The sequence below is a fragment of the Anaerosacchariphilus hominis genome (assembly GCF_014290175.1).
Taxonomy (GTDB): Bacteria; Bacillota; Clostridia; order Lachnospirales; family Lachnospiraceae; genus Laedolimicola; species Laedolimicola hominis.
In genome coordinates, this window is the sequence record NZ_JACOOR010000010.1 from 1 (window position 1) to 22470 (window position 22470).

A 22470-nucleotide genomic window follows, 5' to 3' on the forward strand; every position below is an offset into this window, starting at 1 on the left:
AATTTCAATCCGGTCTGTGGATAATTTGCAGGCGATCTGGTAAGGCCCATATCCCTCCAGCGTGAGGGAGAATATACGGCGTACCACTTCGGCAGCTTCCTCATCTACCAGCCAATGCTCCCGTTTTTCGTCCCATAAGTAGCCGTAAATCACAGTGCCGGTCAGGTGCTTGCCACTCATGCCTTTTGACTTAAACACAGAGCGGATTTTCCGGCTGGTATCACGGGCGTAAAATTCATTCATAATGTTACGGAAGGGCGTAAAATCGTCATCGCCTTTCAGACTGTCCACACCGTCGTTGATGGCAATCAGACGAACGCCTCGCTGCCGCAAAACCTCCATAACTTGACCGACCTTCAGATAGTCGCGTCCTAACCGGCTCATGTCCTTGATGACGATTGCCTCTACACGCCCTGCCTCCACTTCCTCCATCATCGCCAAAAATCCGGGGCGGTCAAAACGGGTGCCTGAGATACCATCATCGGTAAAGTGCGTAGGGTTGGGCAGCCCATTCCGGCGGGCAAAATCCTCTAACATCTGTTTTTGGTTGGATATGGAGTTGCTCTCGCCCTGTAACTCATCGTCCCGGCTCAGGCGCTCGTACAGTGGGGTAATTTTTTCATTTCTCATGGCTGTACCTCCTGAAACAAAAATGCTCTAAGTGATTGCTTCACTAACCATGACAAAATCATGATTAAGAAGTCACTTAGAGCATATATCACCCGCCGCCATCTTGAATTTGCGGTACTGCTTGACGGCGAAGTGGTCCGGCTCCCGTTCCTCCAGTTGAGAAAAGAGCAGATCCACCGGGCTTTGATAAGTCTCGTCATCTTCTCTGGCCTCACTGGCATTGATAAGGTCCAGAAGTGTGATGAAGTTCTTTTCTTCCTCCGTGGCCTCGTACCAGATGTAGCCGATCAGTGCGGAATAATAGAGGCGTTCCGCTTTGACCCAGAAATCTTCCGAAGATTTTTCGCCTTCGCCCTTCGTGTTCATAATCAGGGCATTCACCAGCTTTAAGATATCCTTCTCCGACCGAATGTAGGCCAGCGGGTTGTATTTCATGGATTTTCGGAAGTTTATCAGGTTGAGGCACTTGATACGGTATTTCTTCCGTTCCAGGAAAGTGCCGATCTCCGGCAGCAAGGTCCCTTTCGGATCGGTGCAGACATAGGACGAATGGGCTTGCAGCAGCGACGGCTTACAGAAGAACCGCGTCTTGCCGCTGCCGGAACCGCCGATCACCAGAATGTTTTTGTTTCTGGCGTACTTCGGCTGCTTTGGGCGGCTCGCCATTGTGATCCGCTCCGTCTGCGTCATGGGGATGTTCTGGAAAAAGTCCTTGTCCATGTAGGGAGCGATATCTGTCGCCGTACCCCATGAAGCGTTTTGTCAAGTGCTTTTTTGAGTTATTGACGCAAATTATCGTGAAAGTGCGAAAGTGCAAAGTGCAAAGGGTCTGCGTTTTGCACTTTCAGCTTGCGGGTTCGGGTGGCTGCTTCTTCTTGATGAAGTTGTACCATTGACCGCCGACACGCCTTGCGCCTAAAATACCGCCCATGTCGCGCTTGGCGTTCTGTACCGTCCTTTCGGATATTCCGGCTTCGGCTGCGGCTTTTACAATGTCCTCGCTGGCAAGCTCTTTTCCGTCTGCAAGCAGGTCAAGTATCAGCCTTTCGGCCTGTTCGGTCTTGGTGGCGGTGTTCCCGCCCGCGCCGGACAGCAGCTCGTCGGCGGTGATGTCGTATTCGCCTATCCATGAAAAGCCCGTTTCCGGGTCAAGGCAAAAGGCAACGGGCTTGCCCTCCGGCGCAAGGGAAGATTTGTCATGGACGATAACGCGCACATTCGGTTCTCGCTTCACGCGCCCGATTAGCAGGACGCTCCTTGCTGCGGCGCGGAAGTCGATAGAACCTAAGCCCCGGTATGCGCTCTGCCCTCCGGCAGCTTTGTTGAGATGTCCGATAAGGATAACGGCGCACCCGGTACGCTCGGCAACATCGGCAAGGCGGCGGAACATGGGGCGCACTTCGTTTGCCCGGTTCATGTCGGTCTTTTCGCCCATGTACGCCTGTATGGGGTCAAGGATAATCAGCCGCGCCCCGTTCTGCGTGATTGCCTTTTCTATGCGCTCATCGGACAGGGTAAGCTCCCGCTTGGCTTCATCAATCACAAGCACCCGGTCAAGGTCTGCGGTGGCTTCTATCAAGCGTGGCTTGACGGTATCGCCCAGCCCGTCCTCGGCGGTCTGGTAAATTACTTGGAATGGCGGCAATGGCTTCATTCCCGGCAGCGTTCCCCCGGTGGTGCAGGCGGCGGCAAGGCGTAGGGCAAAAGTGGTCTTGCCCTCGCCGGGATTGCCCTGCACAATGGTTACTTTCCCAAAGGGGATATACGGCTCCCATAGCCATTCAACGGTCTGTGTGTCAACCTCGCTCATGCGGATAATCTCAACGGTTTCTTCCTGCGGCGGCTCTTTCAAGCCGTAAATCGCTTCCCGGATATACTTCCCGTCTGTGATTTCCGCCCGGTGCTGCAACACCTCGTTCCAATCCTTGAAAAGAGGGATAAGCCGGTGGACGATGTAGCCCTCCGGCATGAGCTTCACAAGGCGGCTGCAAGCGTCGTTTCCGGCTTCGTCGCTGTCAAGGCAGAGGTAAACCGTCTGAATGTCTGGACGGTCAGAGAGAAAGCGTAAGAGGGCTTTTTCTCCCACGCCGCCCAGTGACAAATAGCTTTGCTTCTGCCAGCCCTTTTTGAACAGGCAGAGGAAAGATAACAGGTCAATCGGGGCTTCAAAGACAAATAACCGCTCGCCCGCGCCCCGATAGGAGAAATTAAAGGCTTTGTCGCTGCCTTTCACATCAAGCCGGAAGTTCCCGGCTGTGCCGCGCTGGTGGGCGTATCTCGGTATGCCGCTTTCATCTCTGCCGACGAATACGGCGTTGTGGTGGGCGGCTTCCTCGTAAATATCCCCGCTGGCAAAGAAAAAGCCCGTCACATCTTCATCAATGCGGCGGGCTGCTGTGAGGTAGTTCCTCGCTATGCGGTTGTCGGGGCTACGGGGCGGCAGTCGGAAGTCAGAAATGGGCGCGGGGCTTGGTCTGTCCGGCGGTGGGGCTGCGCCTTTTTCTCCTGTCAGCAATTCTATGGCTTCGGTAAAACTCTTTCCGAAAAACTCCATGACAAAATCAATGGGTGCGCCGCCTTTGCACTGGCTGTGTCTGTACCATTTGTTTCCCCGGATAGTCAGGCTATCGTGCCGTTTCCAACGATATTCCTGTCCGGCGCGGGTAAGCTGCTCGCCCTGTGATTGCAGGAAAGAAACAAGGTCTGTTTGGTTGGCGCGGTCTATTTGCTCTTGGGTGTAATACATAAAATTTCAACTCCTTTCAGCGGTCTATATCATGCCGCTTGGTGCGGTTCTGTGTCTGCTCCGGCTGCTCGGCTTTCAGCGCAATATCCACGCATTTGCGTATCTTCTGAAGCTCGGCAACCTCGGCGCGGGCAGCTTTCAGTTTGGTGTAGTCGGTATCTCTCTGTGTCTTAATGTCAGAGTATTCCTGTTCCCATTCCGCAATAGGCAAGGTCTTTGTTCCTTTCGGCAGATTTGCATGGAGATAGCGGCTTGCTGCGTTCCATAGTGTCAGCTCGGCGCGGTGGGCTTCCTCGTACTTGTCGCGCTTGTTTGTCCAGCCGTTTTGCAGCTTTTTCAGCTCATCGTGAATGGGCTTGTACTCTGTATAGTTCTTCCCGTATTCAATTAGCTTTTGCAGCTTCTTCATGCGTTCCTCGGCGGTTTTCATTCCCTCCCGGATTGAATAGGCTTTATCACTGACAGAGGAAAGAGAAGCGTCCAGCTCATCAAGATTAGAGATACCATGCTCGGAAAGATAGTTGACCGCTGCCGCTATGGTTTTCAGTTCATCGGCTGTGTGCTGTTGTTGCCAACGCTGCGAATACTTCCGGCTCTTTTCTCTCTGAACGCTCAAATACTTCATCAACAGATTTGCGAGGTTGGGAGATTGCGGCGGCTGTTCTGGGGCGGTTTCCCGCGCTTTGAACAGGTCGGCAATCCACTCTTTGAGCTTTCCAATCTGCGCCCGGATTTCCCGGATAAGGCGGTTTGCCTTTTGGATATTTCGGTTCAGTTCGCCTTTCTCGGTGGCGATACCTTTCTTCTCCATTTGGCAAGCAGCCACGCCCATGTGGACGGTGGGTATCTCGTCTATACCGCGCTCTGCGTTGCTGCGGTGGTCGATGCGCTCCGGGCTTCCGTTCCTCTCCAAAAAGTCGTTGGTAAAGTCAGCCCATGCCTTGCGCCACAAGAAGGTGTTGTCCTTGTCGTTCCAGCCTGTAAGGTCAATTTTGTGCGTCTTGTATCTGCCGCTTGCAAGCCGTATGCGCTCGCCGTTTTCGTCAAGGTCATATTCCTTTTTGGATTTCGCTGCCCATGTGCCGCGCTCGTCAAGGGGGCGCATGGTAAGCATGATGTGACAATGGGGGTTGCCGCTGTCGGTGTCGTGAATGGCATAATCAACGCACATTCCTCTGGAAACAAATTGAGAGGAACAGTATTCCCGGACAAGCCGGATCTGTTCCTCTCTGGATAATTCTATGGGGAGCGCCGCGTCAATCTCTCTGGCAAGCTGGGCGTTCCCGGCTTTCTCGTAAAGCTCCACGCTGTTCCACAAGGCTGAACGGTCAGAGAATGAGGGCGGGGCATGGGGCGGCAGCATGATTTCTGTATGGACAACGCCGCCTTTGCGGGTGTAGTCATGGGTCATTCCGTCCCACTCGTTTGTGAGCTTTTCGCCGCTTCGGTAGGCGGCTGCGGCAACGGCTGATTTGCCTTTTCCTCGGCTCACAATGCCGATGTTCCAATGGTAAATGGCTATGGGTATCACCTCCCGGATAGGATAATAAAACCCGCAAAAATGGTACAGACGCCAAAGGCGGGTGTACCGTTTTTGTGGGTGTGCAGGGATAGCCGCGAAGCGGCGCAAGGGGTGCAGCCCCTTGTTGCGGCAAAGCCGCCATATCGGAGCGCGGGGTAAAATCCCTGTGCGGAGATAAGCCCTCGGCAGAGCGCACACGCCCGTTAGGGTGTATAAGTGCGCCCTTTGTTCCAAAGGGATTTATTCGGCGTTCCCGCTTTCGGCTCGTTTTTTCAAAAACTCCCGCGCTGGCTCACTGGTTAGGGCAAGCCGGAGAAGCGCGGCGGCTTCCTCGTCAGTCATGTTCTTTGCTTCCGGCACAATGCTTTCAAAGACTGCGCCCCGGACGATAAGGCGGTGGCTGCGCGTTCTGCGTTCTTCTTTGGATAGCTTCTGACGCAACATCTTTTCCCGGTTCTCAAACTGCCGGATTTTCTTCTTTCCGTCCTCAATCTCGGCTTGCAGCTCCTCGCGGGTTTTCTCTCTCGGTTTCGTCATGGCTGGTCGCTCCTTTCTGCCTGTCGGCGTAGAAAAAGGACAGTCGATTTCTCGGCTGCCCTTTTGGGTGGGTATTAAGTTTTATTGTGTGCTGTTTTATCTTACCCTTATTGTTTTGACACTTTACTTAAACGGGATATTTCATCATCATTATTCAATAATCGTGTTGATAGCAGACTGTACCGCTTTATATCTCCCCTCATTTGAGTGTGCCGCTAAACAGGTAATTAAATATGCTTTTCCATCTTTTTCATACAGAACAACAATGTTATAGGAAGATGCCATTGTTCCTGTTTTCATTCCTTTAACATTTGCATTATAGTACGGTGAATTTTCATCTAAAAATTCATTTGTATTTTTCCATGTAAATTCACCTTGCGGAGTTTGAATTGAAAATTCGCTTTTTCCAATACATTCTTTAACAAAATCGTAGTTAAGGAGCTTCAACGCTACGCGGTTAATGTCATCTAAATGAGAGTCAGCTTGCATAGACGCGCCACTTGGGTCATTATATAAATTTGTTTTGGAATAGCCTGCTTCGATTAAATACTCACTAAGTTCTGTCATGAAATAATCTATATATTCCGTTGCTGTATAACCTTCGCCTAATTCGTTTTTAGCGATATGATATGCCAACGCATAGGCTGCGTCATTTCCGGAAGGAACAAGCATAGCCTCCATGATTTGTTTAACTGTGTATTCCCCAGCATACAGATTTGCTAAAGATGAACCCGCCGGAACAAGTTCTAATACCTCTTGATTTACTTCAACAATATCTTCCAAATCTACTTTTCCCAAAGCATAATCAATGGCAAATAGTTTTGCCAAACTTGCTACTGTGGGAAGTTGGCTATCGCCCTCGTAAAATAAATATTCCTCCTGTTCAATATCATAAACAGAAAATGAAAGAGCGTCCTGCGGAATGTTAAGCTCGTTCGTACTTAGTTGAAAATCAATTTTTTTATAGATGTCCTTTAAGAAATCAAAACGATAAATCCCTGTTTTGTGTAGCCCAATTACTGCAACAAATGCTATAAACAACACTGTTACAAAAGCTATTATCTTTTTACATTTTCTATGCTTCTTCATATTTTTTCTCCCACGAATTTATATCTGCCATTCTGTGCCTTTAAGAAAAGTATAGCACAAGAATATGAACAAATCCACATTATTTCAACAAGTTTGTAGTGCTGTTTTCTCTGGCATATCGCCGCGTTGCTTCCCGTCGTTCCTCGCTGTATGGGGCAGTCAGACGGAAAGAGAAACGCCCTTTCTCAATATCAAACTCCATGCAGCCCGTTTCCGGGTCTGTGTCCGTCTGCTGGCAATTCGCCGGATAACGGCGGCTGTATGCAAGCAGCCGCTTCTTTAAGGCGGTGTTGTGGGTGCGGATATGGATAAGGGGGTCTTTCTCGTCAAACCAAATATCGGTGGTCTTTTCCTGCTTCGTAAGCCCTGTTCTCATAAACTCTCCTTTCTGTGCCCCTGTTACGCAGTAGGGGCATTTTTCGGGTGTTTTTCCCGGCTCTTGACTTGGGGAAAATGAGGATTTTCAAATAGAAATCGCCCGGACAGGGAATGGTTCGTCAGGGCGGCTGTTATCGCAAGATTTCTGTTTTTTCCGGCTCTTGACCGTCAGACGCGGATAAACGCGTACTGTCGGCAAGCACCAGTTTGAGCAGCTTGTCGCGGAATGTTTCTGTGCTGCTGTGATTGAAAAATAACTCCGCAACAATGGTCTGCCCGTTCCTCTGGGTCGTGATGATATTGTCGGGGGTCTGTTCTGCCATAGGCGGCTCCTTTCTCCGGGTGCAAAAGAGGGATTTCCCGTAACTCGGAAAATCCCTCTTGGTTGACGGTTATTCTGTTTTACTGTGTGGGCTGTGCGGCGGCTGCCTGCGCCTTTTTCTTCGCCCGGTATTCCCGCGCCTTGATACGGTCATACTCCCGCTGCTTTTCAAGGTTTCGCGCCCGGTACTCCCTTGAATACTGCCGGTGGTATGCGCGGCTCTTTTCCTTTTGGCTTCTTCGATTTCCTCCCGCATTTGCCGGATTTCCTGCTCGGTCGGTTCCGCAAGCTGTGTCACTTCATTCTCAAACTTGCCGATATAATTGAAATATATGCTGATGTGCTGGATTGCGTATCTCGCCCTTTTCTGGTCGCGCTCATACACTTCAATCCTGCTGATAAACTCGTTGAGAATGGCGGGTGTAAGGTCGGTAAAGGCAGCATGGCGTTCCGTCAGCTTCAAAAACTTCTGCGCCCGTCCTCCCGCGTTCTCATAAGCGGACAGCTGCTCTTGGAGCGTGGCAAGCTCCGCTTTCAACACATAGTATTCTTCCGAATACTTCTGCGACATCTGCTCATAACGATCTTGCGGGATCGTGCCGAGGGCGTTGTCCTCGTAGAGCTTGTTCAGCACCTTGTCAATCTGTTCAAGGCGCGTCGTGATTTGCGGGATACGCTTCTGCTGCTTTTTGGTCTGGTCGGTCTGCTGCATGGCAAGGTTCTTTTTCACTAAGGCTTCAAACTCTGCCCGGTTGCTGATAGAATAGTCCTCGATTTTCTTCAGCACTTCCGCGACGGTCTGCATGAGCAAGTCCGCGTCCATGATGTGCGGGGAGCTGCACTTGGGATTTTTTGCTTTTCCCTTGTGGTACTCGCTGCAATAGGCAACGTGCCGCTTGCTGCCGTATCTGTAATCTATTCGGATGTGCATTTTTGCGCCGCAGTCCTTACAGAAAAGTAAGCCCGACAAAGGGTGGATTTCCCCGTCCCCGTTGGGGCGTCTGACGGGTGCGTTTTCCAAAATCCGCTGTACGGTTTCAAAATCGCTGCGGCTGATAATCGGCTCATGCACATTTTCTGTGATGTGCCACTGGCTCCGGTCTACATAGTGGTTATGTTTATCCCGGAAATGCTTTGTAGTCTTGAAGTTGACTACATCGCCGCAATACTCCTGCCGTGTGAGGATATTGGTCAAGGTGGCTTTGTTCCACTTGCAGCGGCTATCCTCGTTGAGCGTCTTGTTTTTACAGGTTCCCCGCCCCCGGTCTTTCATATAGAAAGTGGGGGTAGGGATTTGCTCGTTTTTCAGATGCACGGCGATTTGGTTGCGGTTCTTCCCACCGATAAACAGACGGAAAATCAAACGGACAACCTCGGCGGCTTCCTCGTCGATTATCCAAAAATCCTTGTTGTCCGGGTCTTTGACATAACCGTAAGGGGCTTCGGTGACAATCGGCTTTCCACTCATGCCTTTGGTCTTAATGCCCGTTTTCACTTTCTTGCTGATGTCCTTTGCGTACCACTCCGACATGATATTGATAAAGGGCGCAAACTCCAGCGTGTCGGGTTTCTCGCTGTCAATGCCGTTGTTGACCGCGATAAAGCGCACATTGTTCCGTCTGAATATCTCCATCGCGTTGCCGACTTGGAGATAGTCGCGCCCCCAGCGGGTAAGGTCTTTCATAATGCAGACACCGATTTTCCCGTTTTCTACATCGTCCATCATGCGGGAGTAGGCAGAACGGTCAAAAAACCTGCCGCTTTCGTCATCGTCGATGTAGTGCCGGATATTGGTTAGGTGCTGCCCTCTGGCATAGTTCTCCAAAAATATTTTTTGGTTCTGTATGCTGTTGCTCTCGCCGCCGTCCCTGTCCTCGTCGCCCACGGAAAGGCGGGAGTAAAGGGCTGTAATTTTGCTATAATCAGTCATGTGCATAACCTCCTGTGCGTCCATGTATGTGTCATTTACACTTAAAATTATGCACTCCAGCGGGCAGAACCATACTCGATCCCGTGGCGATACTTCTTAGCGTTCTTGCCTTTCAGGTAGACCGTCATGCGAAGGACCACTGCACCGGTTATGCCGATCAGAAGGTCCGTGGGATGGAAACTGAGCCACGGGGAGGAAAATGCTGCCGTGAAGCCGTCTCCGATGGAGAGCAGCTTGCCGGAGAGGTCAGCGCCGGGCGCAAGCCGGAAAGCCTGTGCCAGCTTATCGAAGGGATACATAAACAGAAGATACGGAAGGTTCAGCAAAAACAGTTTTTTCATGTTCATCTCTGCACGCTCCGATCTTTGACCTTTACTTTCTCCCGGTCAATGGTGCGGTGTTCCGTTTTCTCCGCCGCTTGTTCCTTCGCCTGGGTTAGCCGCTCCCGGATGGAGGGCTTTTCCTCACGGCTCATTTTCCGGCTGGCAAACTCCTGAAACGCCGCTGTGATGGCATCCGCGTCCCGGCTTTTGAAAAAGACCAGGTAACGAGGCTGCTCTGCGGCGGTGTCTTTCTTCAAGGCAAAATCCACATGGTATTTCTTCGCCACACGGGAGAAAGCCTTGATATTCTTGTCACTGATCTCGATATTGGCAAGACCGGCGTTCTGGCTGGCAAGCTGTTTAAGGCTCTGCCTGCCGCGGTAGATTTTGGGCTTCTGGCTTTTCTGGATTTCCTCCAGGAACTTTTTGACGGCCTTTTCAAAGACCTGCTCGCTTAGTTTGGCTCCGTCAACAATGAGCGTCACGGCACCTCGCGTTACTTCCTCCTGCATTTAGCCTCGCCCCCTTTGCCCGTCCCCGTACATATCATGCTGCACCAGGGAAGAATAGTAGCTGTTGATGGTGGTCGGGGCGTTATACAGCGCCGCCAGAAGATATTTCTTGATATTGCGGACATAGGTGGTGTTGTCCTTCATGCAGTCCATAACATACTGAACATGGGAACTGTCCAGCTTCATAAACCGGGACTTTACCACCTCCGCCGGATAATCATCTCCGGCAATGCGGATGATTTTGCGAGCAGAACACACGGTATCCACGATCAGGTCAACGATCTCGTCAAGCTGCTCACGGTCGATATGGCTGTCCTGCACCAGATAGCTGTACTCGATGTTATCCAAAATCACTTCACGATAACATTCTCTGGCTCCCATCCGATCCGTTCCCATCCTTGCCTCTGCGGGGGTGGGGGGATTTGATTGGATAGGATTTGATATCTCCATACTTGATAAATCAGTCTTTGTTTGATTAGTATTTAATTGTGCGGGGTTTTCCGTACACGGTTCCGCCGTATCCGGGACACCCATATCCGGGTTTTCCGTATATGGCTTTGCCGTACCCGGTAAAGGCGTACCTGGGCTTGACGGCGGCTCGCACTGAGGCATTTCGTAAATGACATACTCGGTATCCGTGATCTTGCCTTTTTCATCCCGAAGCTGTGTGCGCCGGATATACCCGTGGGTTTCCAGCTCCTTCAACGCCGCACCGATGCTGTCCACACCTTCCCGGCAGATCGCCGCAAGACCTCTGGTGGTGTAATTCCACTCGTCAGGGAGTGACAGCATCATGGACAGCAGCCCCTTGGATTTCAAGGTCAGCGTCCGATCTTTCAAGTGATGGTTCGACATGACCGTATAATCACGGGTCTTTTCAATACGAAAAACAGCCATCTTCGCACCTCCTTCCTGTGAAAATAAAAAGTGTTGATTTTGAGCGGTTTATCTGTCTGTATGCCTCCATAGCCTTCCGCATGGGAAAACATCCACGCCCTGTTCAGAACGCAAGCCACTGAGGAAGAAACAGAAGATATCCCACTGATTTTGATACAGTTTGGGGCGGCTGCCTCTCACGGTCTTTATGGTCATAGTGGAGATCGCCGGAAAGCACCTTCGCATGGTTACGGATTTTGATATGTCCCTTTTCCTGATTTTCCAAAGCCTTGCTGTATCCGGTGTCGGTCAGGAACAGGCGCATTTTCTCACCCTTCCAGCCAACAGGCGAGTCATGGGTAAGAACATCAAAGACGATCATGTGTCTGGTTGCCGGGTCGAAACGCTCCAAAGCCATAATGTCATGGCCGGATAACTTCTGCGCCCCGGATCGTTGCCTGGCTTCTGCCAGCATTTCCCCGATGGTGCGGGCCTTCTCCGGCAGACGATATTCGGTCTGCACCTTGCGGATCAAATCCATACACTCCTGATCCGACAGAGGACGGAGCTTCTCCAGAAGGCTTTCCGCCGTTTCTTTCGTCGCCGGGTTCGGCGCATAGCGCCATGTCATGTAAATCTCATTCAGGGCGGCGTTCTGATTGGTACTTTCAATCTGAAACACCATCCTCATTTCTGCTTCTGTCAGTTTCATTGCCAGCCTCCTTCAAAATGGGTATAAAAAAACGCCATAGGTTTTTTGAGCCTACGGCGTTTCTTGCGATATTCACAATTCCAAACTTTCCAGCCACTCGTCAAAAGATTTCTTGGAGACGCGGATCGCATTTCCTATGCGGACGATCCTGAACTCCTCCTGCTTGACGAGCTGATATGCGGTTGTGCGGCCAATGTTGAGCATGGCTGCAATCTGTTCCACGGTATATGTGCGCGGTTCCGGCAGTGACTTTTTCTCTTTCTTGTCCATAGTAACCTCCATGTATTTGCTTTGTCATTTTGACTAAGGGAGTGAAGAATGGCAGTAGCAATCGGCTTTGGCGGGGTGTCCTCTTGCTAAGAATTTGCTAATAGGACCACCCAACGGACACATAAAACTGCGTCAGAATAGGTGTTTTGCACCATAAAGTTCGTTTACTACAAGTCATTCTGCGTAAGGGATGATATTGGAAGTTACATCCGAACCGTGTATCACATGGTAAGCCATACTCCTAAGCACTAGTTGAGGGTTCGATTCCCCCTGGGAACGTGCATTTTTTGCAGCAATGATCGTAAAAGCTCATTGCTGCTTTTTCTTTTTTCCGATGCTCATGAGCACCGAGAGAACACTTAAACGCAAATATCGAGCACCGAAATTTCTTAACGGGCACCAATGCAATAATTCAATCCTGGCACCGAACGGAGATAACTACAGCGTAGGATAAGGATTGGGGTGTCAATGAATGTAAATATGGTTTTCTTGCCTGAACAAAACAGGCCTGACGGATCTATCCGCTCAGATTAGATTAAGAATCTATTCTGGGCGGATTTTTTTCGTTACAGATATTTTGGAGGAGGATAGCTTATGGATCAAAAAACGGATGTAAGAGATCCGGATGAAAAAGTTGTTGAGATTGAAATGGAACGGTTAAGAGCATTTCCAAATCATACAAGCTGAAGCTTAGTGGTGGAGACATCAAAGCGGTCCAGGGCGATTCCGGACATGCACAGGCGGACATGGTGACAGAGGTATATGGCCATATCATTGACGAGGACAGGCGAAAGAATGCACAGAGAATGGAGGATGCGTTTTATAACAGGGAAAATCTTAATCCGGAGATGGCGGCATTGCTGACGAGTCTGGCGAAGAGCTTGAAAGCTGAATAAAAATATAATAATGGAAATAAAACAGAGTCTACTGGCATTAGGAAAAATCCAGATGTGGGTGGGCTTTTTTTGATGGAAAATAATGTAGTCCTTGAAAGTATGATTATATGTGAATTTGAAACAAAACAATAGAATTGTGCTATACTATTGTTTAACAAAAAACTTATTGATATAGTTCATATTATTTAGGAGGATAAACAATCATGTGTACAGCAGCAACCTATAAGACAAAAGATTTTTACTTTGGACGAACCCTCGATTATGAATTCTCTTACGGTGATCAGATAGTAATTACACCACGTAACTATTCATTTCATTTCCGTCATGTTGGCGATATGAAAAATCATTATGCAATTATTGGAATGGCTCATGTTGCGGAGAATTATCCTTTATATTATGATGCGATGAATGAAAAAGGAGTGGCAATGGCAGGTCTGAATTTTGTCGGAAATGCTGTTTATTCCGAGGTTCAACCAGATATGGAAAATATTGCACAGTTTGAATTTATTCCATGGATTTTAAGTCAGTGTGCTTCTTTAGCAGAAGTTCGTAAGCTTCTTAATCGAATTAATATTGTTAATACTCCTTTCAGCGAGCAATTGCCATTAGCACAATTACATTGGATTATCGCTGATGAAAATGAATCAATTACTGTAGAGTCTATGTCAGATGGTCTACATATTTACGATAATCCTGTAGGAGTGCTTACGAATAATCCGCCATTTCCACAGCAGATGTTTCAATTAAATAATTATATGTATTTATCCCCAAAGCAACCCAAAAACACTTTTGGAGGAAATTTGGCTCTTGATGCATATAGTAGAGGTATGGGAGGTTTAGGTCTTCCGGGAGATCTTTCATCTTCTTCTCGTTTTGTGCGTGTGGCTTTTACAAAAGTAAATGCAATTTCAGGTGAATCTGAGGAAGAAAGTGTTAGTCAGTTCTTTCACATTCTTGGATCTGTGGATCAGCAACGTGGATGTTGCGAAGTGACTGATGGAAAATATGAAATCACATTGTATACATCTTGTTGTAATGTTATTAAAGGTATCTATTATTATAATACTTATGAAAATCATCAGATCAGTGCGGTAGATATGCATGCAGAGAATCTGGAAAGTAATAAATTGATTTGTTATCCAGTAATTCAAGGGGAACGAATCAATTATCAAAATAAATAGTATTTTGAATATAGAGCTGACGTAGAAAGAAGAGGTGGAATACATATGAAGCAAGATACCTTAGAAGGAAAAGCAAAAACAAAAAATGGAATAAAACGATTGTGCTTTTCCATAATCTGTATTTTTCTTGAAGTGATTTTTATTATTACTATCGTAACGCGCTTGAATGAATATGCAGAAATCATAAATTTATTTACCAGAATTTTAAGTGGAATCTTAGTTTTGAGATTGTATGCGTCAGATAAGACATCTTCTATGAAAATGCCTTGGGTCATTTTAATTCTGATTTTCCCAATTATGGGTGTAGGCCTGTATTTATTGATTGGCTTAAATGGTGGCACGCATAAAATGCGTGAGCGATATGCAGAAATTGATAGCAAATTGTTACCAATGCTTCCAGACAATCAGGAGTGTTTAAGCAGAATAAAAGAAAAGATTCCGAAAGCAGGAAATATTGCAAGTTACATACAAAGAAATTCGTGGTATCCAATCTATCAGAATACGGATATCAAGTATTTTGATGAAGCAGTGAAGGGATTAGAGGCACAGCTTGAAGAACTTGCGAAAGCACAAAAGTTTATCTTCATGGAATATCATGCGATAGAAGATGCTGAAGCTTGGCATAAGATTCAAGATGTTCTGGAAGAGAGAGTAAAAGCCGGTGTGGAAGTCAGGGTATTCTATGATGATATGGGGTCTATAGGTTTTATTAACATAGATTTTGTAAAAAAGATGGAGAGTATAGGAATTCATTGTCGTGTATTCAATCCATTTGTGCCAGGCTTAAATCTATTTTTGAACAATCGTGATCACAGAAAAATAACAGTAATTGATGGAAAAGTTGGATTTACAGGTGGATATAATCTTGCAAATGAATACTTTAATTATACGCATCCGTATGGGCAGTGGAAAGATACCGGTATTCGTTTAGAAGGAGATGCTGTTCAGTCGCTTACAGTGACATTTTTAGAAATGTGGAATGCTGTTAGTGAAAAAGCTACGAATGATACTGATTTTAGTAAATACATTATTCATTACGATTATAAAGCACAGCAAGCAGGTTTTGTTCAGCCTTATGCAGACAATCCTATGGATAATGAGCAGGTCGGAGAAGAAGTTTATATCAGTATGATAAATAAGGCCGAAAATTACTGTTGGTTTATGACACCATATCTAATTATAACAGACGAAATGACACATGCGTTATGTCTGGCTGCTAAGCGAGGGGTAGACGTAAGAATTATCACACCAGGAATTCCTGATAAAAAATTCATTTATAATATAACTCGCTCTTTTTATCATGGATTGGTTAAACATGGAGTGCGAGTTTATGAATGGACACCAGGATTTTGCCATGCGAAAATGAGTATAGTGGATGACTGTATGGCAACCTGTGGAACAATCAATCTGGATTATAGAAGCTTATATCATCATTTTGAAAACGGCTGTTTTATGGCAGATTGTCAGGCAGTTGTGGAAATTAAAAATGATCTGATAAGAACGATGGGAGAATGTCGTGATGTAACAGATCAATATTGTACTGGGCGCAGTGCATATTTGCGACTGGGACAATTATTTATGAGATTATTTGCTGGATTGTTATAAGAATTTAGTGAAACGACCTTTCAAAAAATAGTTGATTTTGAGAGGTCGTTTTTGTTATGTCTGATTGCCGGTACAGGAAATTTACATGGATAAAATTAATTCTGTTGAGGTAAAATTGAGGTTGACTTTGTATTGTATAGACATAAGATGAAAAAAAGTCAGGTGATGTGCGATGGGAAAACGTAAGATATGTAAAATTGTTTTTGTTATACTGTCAATTTTTTTATGTGTGGCTTTTTATGAATTATTTGGAATCTGTATTGCATATAAAAAACAGCCGGAAGTGTCTAATACCATCAAAAAAGAAACACAAAATAATTCGTGGAACGAACGCAGCGAGAATATGGAACGAGCAGTGATCATAGAAAAAAATCCAGAAGCACTTTTACAAAGAGTGCGTTTGATCCGAAATGCAAAAGAAGACATTATTCTTTCTACTTTTGCATTTCAATCAGATGAAAGTGGAAAATTGATCTTAGGAGCACTGCATGATGCGGCAGACAGAGGTGTGCATGTTCGTCTGTTAGTAGATGGAATGGAGAGCTGGGTTGATATGGAAGGCAATCCGTATTTCTATGGATTATCTTCCCATGAGAATGTTGAAATTAAACTGTATAATAAGGCCAATCCGTTGAAACCATGGAAGATGATGGGGAGAATGCATGATAAATATTTGATTGCAGATGGTAAGACATATATTCTTGGTGGAAGAAATACATACAATTATTTTCTGGGTGATTTTCTGGGACATAAGAACTATGACAGAGATGTGTTAGTGGTTTGTGATGAACCTGAGAAAGAAAATTCAGTTAACCAGTTGTTAGAGTATTTTGAAACGATATGGGAACAAGAAGACAGTGGTTATTTTCATAACAATAAAAAACTGGCAAATAGAAAATCTGTAAAGAACGCAGTTTTAGAGCTGCAGAACGGCTATCAGAAATATTTTGAAGAGAATAAGGAAAGAATCTGCGAGACCGATTATACGGACGAAACTTTTGAGACAGAAAAGATTACATTAGTGTCAAATCCTATCCACACAGGTCCCAAGGAACCAGTAGTCTGGTATCAACTGGGAGAACTAATGAAAAATGCAAAAGAGCGCGTGAAAATTCATACACCATATATTATCTGCAATGATATGATGTATAATACATGGAAAGAGATTGCGGAGAGAGTTCCGGATTTTTCTATCATGACCAATTCGGTTGCCAACAATGGAAATCCGTTTGGTTCTGCTGATTATGCGAGAAACAGAAACAGAATTTTAAATACAGGAATTGATATCTGGGAGTATGAAGGCGGCTATTCTTACCACGGAAAAAGCATCCTGATTGATGATGATCTATCCGTAATCGGTTCCTTTAACATGGATATGAGAAGCACGTATCTGGATACGGAACTGATGCTTGTAATACGTAGCAAAGAGATTAATAAACAGTTGGAAGAAGGCATGATGGAATATGAAAGAGTGTCCCGACAGGTATTGGAAGATGGAACCTATCGTGATCCGTATCATGTAGAGCCAATTGAATTGACAAAGAAGCGTCAGAGAAACGTACTTTTGGTACAGCATCTGCTTGGATGGGCAAGATATCTGTTCTGATAAAGGAGGAAGAAGATCGTGTTTCAAATATTAATTGTAGAAGATGATAAAGAATTAAGCCAGCTATTCCAAAAAGTGCTTGAGAAGAATGGATATCAGGTCAAAAGTGCATCGGATGGAGCACTGGCATTAGAAATATTGGATAAAGAGTATATTGATCTGATCATTTCCGATATTATGATGCCGGTTATGGATGGTTATGAACTGGTGTCGGAACTCCGTTCAGCAGGATATCAGATACCGGTACTTATGATCACTGCGAAAGGTTCCTTTGATGATATGCGCCAGGGATTTCTTTCGGGAAGTGACGATTATATGGTAAAACCGGTAAATGTGAATGAAATGGTTTTAAGAGTCGGAGCACTGCTTCGCCGTGCACAGATACTGAATGAACACAAAATTGTGATCGGTTCAACAGAGTTTGATTATGATGCAATGACGGTTACAACTGATAAGGAAAGTCTTGTTTTGCCTAAAAAAGAATTCCTGCTTTTATATAAGCTTGCAGCTTCGTCAGGCAGAATATTTACAAAACAACAGTTGATGGATGAAGTATGGGGATACGAGACGGAGGCAGACCCACATACGATAGAGGTACATATAGGAAGAATCAGGGAGCGTTTGAAAGATAACCCTGATTTTGAAATCGTAACAATGCGTGGAATTGGATACAAGGTGGTGAAAAAATAATGGAACAAAAGAAAGAAAAAGAATTGCGGATCCGATCCTGTCTGACTGGTGCAATCTGGCTGGCACTTGTATTTTCAACAGTCATATCTGCGTTATTATTTGCTTTTTTGAATCATTTTTTTAATCTGCCTGGTAGCATACCTGTGCTTGGCTGGCTTTTGATTTTTAATACATTGATTGCAGGGCTGATTACTTCCTTTATCAATGCAAGGTTGCTGGAACCAATTACCAGACTCAGTAAAGCAATGAAGGAAGTTTCGCAGGGAGATTTTGAACAGCACTTGGAAACGAACAGCCGTATCGCAGAGGTTGGAGAATCTTACCAGAGTTTTAATGTGATGACAAAAGAGCTTCGTGCAACAGAAGTACTGCAGATGGATTTTGTCTCCAATGTTTCTCATGAGTTTAAGACCCCGATCAATGCCATTGAAGGGTATACAATGCTTCTTCAGGGAGAAGAACTGTCTCAGGAGCAAGAGGAATATGTAGAAAAAATCCTGTTTAATACCCAAAGGCTTTCCGGATTGGTTGGAAATATTTTGCTGTTATCCAAGTTAGAGAATCAGAACATACCAATGAAAAAAACAGAATATCGTTTGGATGAACAGATCCGTCAGGCATTTCTTTCCCTGGAGACAAAATGGACAGAAAAAGAAATTGGTTTCCAGGTAGAGCTGGAGGAAGTTAAATATACTGGGAATGAAGGACTTTTTATGCATATATGGATGAATCTTTTAGATAATGCGATTAAGTTCAGTCCTGCAAAGGGGACAATTATGATGTTTCTGAAGCAGGAAAAGGATTCTGTAATGTTTATTCTGGAAGATGAAGGACCGGGAATAGAGGATGATGTGAAAACCAGAATATTTGATAAATTTTATCAGGCAGACGGTTCTCACAAAGCAGAAGGAAATGGTCTCGGCCTTGCACTTGTGAAACGGATCGTAGATAGTGCTGGCGGGACAATCAAGGCAGAAAACCGGGAATATGGTGGATGCAGATTTGTTGTAGAGCTTCCAATACAGAAAGATGAGGCCATATAAGTTTAAGAAAAACAGATAGAGGAGGAATTACATGACATTTTATCAGGAATTGCAGTTAAATCAGGCAGGTTCTAAAAATCTGTTGAAAAAGAGTGAAACAGTGAAAGAAAAATCATATCATATACTGGTATATTTGGTAAAGATAGCTGTTACAATGGCATTTTGTTTTTTATTTGTTACTATTTTCAGTATCTTATTTGGAAATGAGAATAGTATTGTGGGTGTAGTAGTTTTATTATGCCTTATGGTATTTCGGAATGCGGATCTGGGGATCCACACCGGACAATCTACGATGCTTTTGGCTTTGTTCTTTGTAATTATGACTGTATGTCCGCATTTAGCAAACCAGCTTTCACCGGTACTTGGAATGCTGTTAAACATTGCTGCACTGGCAGTGCTGATTCTGTTCGGATGTCATAACCCATTCATGTTTAACCAATCCACATTGGTTCTTGGTTATCTGTTATTGTATGGATATGATGTAACAGGAAAAAGTTATCAGATGCGATTAACCGGAATGGCATTAGGTGCAGCACTTACCTGCTTCGTATTTTATCGAAATCATAAAAACAGAACGTATAAAAGAAATTTGAATGATTTGGTACAGGAATTTGATATATCTTCTTCCAGAACAAAGTGGCAGTTATGTCAGATCATATGCATACCGGCAGTACTCTGCATTGCGGAACTCTGCAATATGCCACGGGCAATGTGGGCTGGAATTGCGGCAATGTCAGCAATCTTACCATTTATGGAGGACATGCAATACAGAGTCCGCAAAAGGATTGTCGGAAATATTGCAGGTGTAATATGCTTTACAGTACTATATTTTCTGCTTCCGTCATCCATCTATACATACATAGGAATCCTTGGCGGAATTGGTGTAGGACTTTCTGCAAAATATGGCTGGCAGGCAGTATTTAACACATTTGGTGCTTTGGCCATTGCTACAGAGAGTTATGGACTAAAAGGAGCAGTTGGTCTTAGAGTGATTCAGAATGTTTTTGGCGTTGTATTTGCATTAATATTTTGTTCTATGTTTTATTGGCTTATGTCGAAAAAAAAGGAAACAGTGGTAACCGTGGCTGCAAAATAACGTGGGTTAGAAAGAAAAAAGGTTAATCCGGAGATGGCAGCTTTGCTGACGAGTCTGGCAAAGAGTATAAAGATGTAAGGGAAAATGTAAGATCTGTTGGCTTTGGGAAGAATCCTAAGGGTGACAGATCTTTTTTTATGTTTTATTCTGCTTTGGATATACTAACCATAGTGCTAGTGAAAGAAATGATGTCACAATCCGAAGTCTATGTGTTTGAAATGGATAAAATGATACAAGGATTTGTAGGACTAAATGATGAATATATCGAAGGTATTTTTGTCTTTGATGAAATGCAGTCATGTGGCATAGGTAAACTTTTATTCATCTGCAATCTCCGTCATAATAAAAATATCTCCATTATTTCAAAAGAGAATGCTGGAGATATTTAGCCTTGCTTATTCTTCATCTCGAATCTGAAGCCGAGGAAAGCATTCTCTCTCAAATGTTTCCTGCCCGGAAATGCTGTCGCTGATCTGAATATAAAACTTCTCGTTGCTTCTCTGAGCAACAAAGTCGATTTCCTTTTGATAGAGCTTGCCGACATAAACATTATATGAAAATAGATCATACGCTCTGTTTTTTGCAATATTTTATCTTGCGAATTTATCATTGTAACGAATATGCATATCTTCCCAATCCATGAACAATACGTAAAATACTTTCCCGTATTGCGGGCTCTCTACAATTCTTCCATGATCAAGAACAGAAAAATAAGTTCCGTCAGCTTTCCGAAGATGAAAGTGAATATAGTCATTTTCATTGCCGTTGTCAATCTGTTCCCAGATACTTGATTCTATCTGTTGCTGTTCATCTTCCCGAATCAAGTTGCGAAAACTTTTCTTAGTAAGTCGGAATAGTTCATCTATATCTTTATACCCAGACATATGAAGAAATTCATCATTTGCAAAAATTAGTTCATCATCTTCTTTGTCAGCTCTGTATATGATGAATGCACCTGGAAGATGTTCAGAGATATCCTTGAATGCGAATCCAAGCTGTTTGCGGGCACCTGACCGAAGACCTTCCCTGTAGGCCATACATCCATTTTTACCATGAAGCTTTATCTCATAAAGAGCTGCATCTGCGCAGCGCATGAGCTGTGAACAATTGGATGCAAAAGTTGGATATTCTGCATATCCTAGAGAAATATAAAATGCATGTTCCTTACCATGGTATGAGAATGATTTAGGAAGTTTGGTGAATTGCTGCAGCTGTACATCTGCTTCTTTAAAGGTACAATTTGGTAAAATAATACAGAATTCGTCACCGCCGTTTCTTCCAAGTAATGCATCGGATGGGAAAAAAGCCTTCATGCTGTCTGCAAGATTTTTTAATGCCCTGTCTCCGTAATTATGTCCATAGATATCATTAATAAACTTGAAATCATCGATATCAAAGAGCGCGGCCACAAAATGTGCATTTGGATTTTTTTGAATCATTTTTTCTGCAAATTCATCAAATCCATAGCGGTTATAAATTTTTGTAAGAGAATCTGTGCGTGCCAGTATCTGAAACTTTTTCTTATGTTCACTTGCTACTAACCATACTCTGGTAAGAACTGACAGAAGAAGGCTTATTGTAAGAAACAATCCGCCGATGATTATCAGTAGTGTGTTATTTCTCCATCCACTTTTAGGAGTTACTTCAAATTTCCAGTTTTCATCTCCTATTGTAAATGTATAAGAAACAGGATGATTTATTTGCCCATCTGATTGATAAATCACTTTATAAGTATCACTCCATGGAGCGTCTGTTTTTGAAATTTTGCATTCGTATCCAAAATCTGAAAGTGCACTGATTGAATCTGAAAAAATATCCGGAACACGCAGGATAACAATAGTAAATCCCCAGAAATACTCATGTCCGTTTTTATCTTTCAGGTATATGGGATTGCGGACTGCAATTCCATATTCTCCCTGTTTTAATTTGAAGGGGCCCTGCGTAATGATTGTATGGTTGTCTCTTGCGTAACAGGAAATTTTTCCGCGGTCTTTATCATGGATCAAATCAATCTTACCTGCCTCATTTCCATTAGCCGGATAAATATCTGTAACAACACCATTAGGAGCGAGCTGTACACTTTCAATAGAATCAGACATAAGATTTCCGGCAATTGTTTCAAACTGATGGATTTCGCCATTTTCACTTATTAAGATTTGCTTCAAGGTATCTGTGATCTCAATTCCATTTGTAATTTCATTCTTTATTCGTTCGCCATAGTTGGCTACGTTTAATTGTGCTGTTATGTGTCTCTGCTCTTTTTCGTGGGTGTCTGTTTTGTATACAATCAAACTAACAAGGCATATGCCCAGTAAAAAAGTGATAAGAGGCACAAGTGTTTTCTTTTTCACTTGGTTCACCTCATTTTGTCCATGGGAATTATTATAATAAATCATTATATCACAGAAGTTGAAAAACAGAATAAGTTTTATGGAAAAAACGAACTGTGCAAAATCTTTATACGTTGTCATTAGAATGCCCCTTTTTTGGTGTATTAACTATAATA

Annotated in this window: 18 protein-coding genes and 6 pseudogenes; 8 read left to right on the forward strand and 16 right to left on the reverse strand. The window is 44.5% G+C overall.

Going from position 1 to position 22470, the window contains the following annotated elements; genetic code table 11:
- The 14 genes and pseudogenes from H8S44_RS16500 to H8S44_RS14775 all read right to left on the reverse strand — a co-directional run.
- Positions 1-630, reverse strand: a 630-nt coding sequence (locus H8S44_RS16500; RefSeq protein ID WP_243167625.1) for a recombinase family protein, incomplete at its 3' end; no start/stop codon positions are given.
- 90 nt (positions 631-720) lie between these two features.
- Positions 721-1389 (reverse strand): annotated as a pseudogene (locus H8S44_RS16505) (type IV secretory system conjugative DNA transfer family protein); the annotation flags it as partial.
- Between the two features lie 85 nt (positions 1390-1474).
- Positions 1475-3376 carry an AAA family ATPase gene (locus H8S44_RS14720; protein ID WP_186873960.1) on the reverse strand — a complete coding sequence of 634 codons (1902 nt, stop codon included), beginning with the start codon at positions 3374-3376 and terminating at the stop codon, positions 1475-1477.
- 16 nt (positions 3377-3392) lie between these two features.
- On the reverse strand, positions 3393-4907 hold the full coding sequence (gene mobQ / locus H8S44_RS14725) for a MobQ family relaxase (protein ID WP_186874016.1): 1515 nt from the start codon (positions 4905-4907) through the stop codon (positions 3393-3395).
- A 231-nt stretch (positions 4908-5138) separates the two neighbouring features.
- Complete coding sequence (locus H8S44_RS14730) at positions 5139-5435, reverse strand: DUF3847 domain-containing protein (protein WP_117566690.1); 297 nt, start codon at positions 5433-5435, stop codon at positions 5139-5141.
- Positions 5436-5585: 150 nt separating this feature from the next.
- On the reverse strand, positions 5586-6524 hold the full coding sequence (locus tag H8S44_RS14735) for a serine hydrolase (RefSeq protein WP_040219241.1): 939 nt from the start codon (positions 6522-6524) through the stop codon (positions 5586-5588).
- Positions 6525-6603: 79 nt separating this feature from the next.
- The gene (locus H8S44_RS14740) at positions 6604-6900 is read right to left on the reverse strand and encodes a hypothetical protein (protein WP_117831495.1); all 297 of its coding nucleotides are present in this window, start codon (positions 6898-6900) and stop codon (positions 6604-6606) included.
- A gap of 133 nt (positions 6901-7033) precedes the next feature.
- The gene (locus tag H8S44_RS14745; RefSeq protein WP_112091126.1) at positions 7034-7225 is read right to left on the reverse strand and encodes a transposon-encoded TnpW family protein; all 192 of its coding nucleotides are present in this window, start codon (positions 7223-7225) and stop codon (positions 7034-7036) included.
- A gap of 79 nt (positions 7226-7304) precedes the next feature.
- Positions 7305-9154, reverse strand: a pseudogene (locus tag H8S44_RS14750) (recombinase family protein).
- Between the two features lie 56 nt (positions 9155-9210).
- Positions 9211-9501 (reverse strand): annotated as a pseudogene (locus H8S44_RS14755) (VirD4-like conjugal transfer protein, CD1115 family); the annotation flags it as partial.
- Positions 9498-9989: a PcfB family protein gene (locus H8S44_RS14760; protein WP_007705957.1), complete on the reverse strand. Its 492-nt coding sequence runs from the start codon at positions 9987-9989 to the stop codon at positions 9498-9500. The pseudogene H8S44_RS14755 and the gene H8S44_RS14760, both read right to left, overlap by 4 nt.
- On the reverse strand, positions 9990-10886 hold the full coding sequence (locus tag H8S44_RS14765; protein WP_186873962.1) for a DUF6017 domain-containing protein: 897 nt from the start codon (positions 10884-10886) through the stop codon (positions 9990-9992). It lies immediately after the preceding gene.
- Positions 10887-10989: 103 nt separating this feature from the next.
- Positions 10990-11577: a DUF5720 family protein gene (locus H8S44_RS16915; protein ID WP_243167627.1), complete on the reverse strand. Its 588-nt coding sequence runs from the start codon at positions 11575-11577 to the stop codon at positions 10990-10992.
- Between the two features lie 72 nt (positions 11578-11649).
- Entirely contained in the window at positions 11650-11847 is a 198-nt protein-coding gene (locus H8S44_RS14775; RefSeq protein WP_114000934.1) for a helix-turn-helix domain-containing protein, read from the reverse strand.
- 668 nt (positions 11848-12515) lie between these two features.
- Here H8S44_RS14775 and H8S44_RS14780 point away from each other — a divergent pair.
- The 8 genes and pseudogenes from H8S44_RS14780 to H8S44_RS14815 all read left to right on the forward strand — a co-directional run.
- Positions 12516-12743 (forward strand): annotated as a pseudogene (locus tag H8S44_RS14780) (site-specific integrase); the annotation flags it as partial.
- A gap of 203 nt (positions 12744-12946) precedes the next feature.
- Complete coding sequence (bsh, locus tag H8S44_RS14785) at positions 12947-13924, forward strand: choloylglycine hydrolase (protein WP_186873963.1); 978 nt, start codon at positions 12947-12949, stop codon at positions 13922-13924.
- A 45-nt stretch (positions 13925-13969) separates the two neighbouring features.
- The gene (cls, locus tag H8S44_RS14790) at positions 13970-15529 is read left to right on the forward strand and encodes a cardiolipin synthase (protein WP_186873964.1); all 1560 of its coding nucleotides are present in this window, start codon (positions 13970-13972) and stop codon (positions 15527-15529) included.
- A 172-nt stretch (positions 15530-15701) separates the two neighbouring features.
- Positions 15702-17135 carry a phospholipase D family protein gene (locus H8S44_RS14795; RefSeq protein ID WP_186873965.1) on the forward strand — a complete coding sequence of 478 codons (1434 nt, stop codon included), beginning with the start codon at positions 15702-15704 and terminating at the stop codon, positions 17133-17135.
- 18 nt (positions 17136-17153) lie between these two features.
- Positions 17154-17825, forward strand: coding sequence for a response regulator transcription factor (locus H8S44_RS14800; protein WP_186873966.1), 672 nt, complete (start codon positions 17154-17156; stop codon positions 17823-17825).
- Positions 17825-18868 carry a HAMP domain-containing sensor histidine kinase gene (locus H8S44_RS14805; RefSeq protein ID WP_186873967.1) on the forward strand — a complete coding sequence of 348 codons (1044 nt, stop codon included), beginning with the start codon at positions 17825-17827 and terminating at the stop codon, positions 18866-18868. The genes H8S44_RS14800 and H8S44_RS14805 overlap by 1 nt, the downstream gene beginning before the upstream one ends.
- 31 nt (positions 18869-18899) lie before the next feature.
- Positions 18900-19964 carry an FUSC family protein gene (locus tag H8S44_RS14810; RefSeq protein ID WP_186873968.1) on the forward strand — a complete coding sequence of 355 codons (1065 nt, stop codon included), beginning with the start codon at positions 18900-18902 and terminating at the stop codon, positions 19962-19964.
- A gap of 173 nt (positions 19965-20137) precedes the next feature.
- Positions 20138-20284 (forward strand): annotated as a pseudogene (locus tag H8S44_RS14815) (GNAT family N-acetyltransferase); the annotation flags it as partial.
- 84 nt (positions 20285-20368) lie between these two features.
- Here H8S44_RS14815 and H8S44_RS14820 read toward each other — a convergent pair.
- Both H8S44_RS14820 and H8S44_RS14825 read right to left on the reverse strand, forming a co-directional pair.
- Positions 20369-20518: pseudogene (locus tag H8S44_RS14820) on the reverse strand (ATPase); the annotation flags it as partial.
- 36 nt (positions 20519-20554) lie between these two features.
- A complete protein-coding gene (locus H8S44_RS14825; RefSeq protein WP_330593589.1) occupies positions 20555-22315 on the reverse strand; it encodes a diguanylate cyclase domain-containing protein in 1761 nt (586 codons plus the stop codon).
- Between the last annotated feature and the right edge of the window lie 155 nt (positions 22316-22470).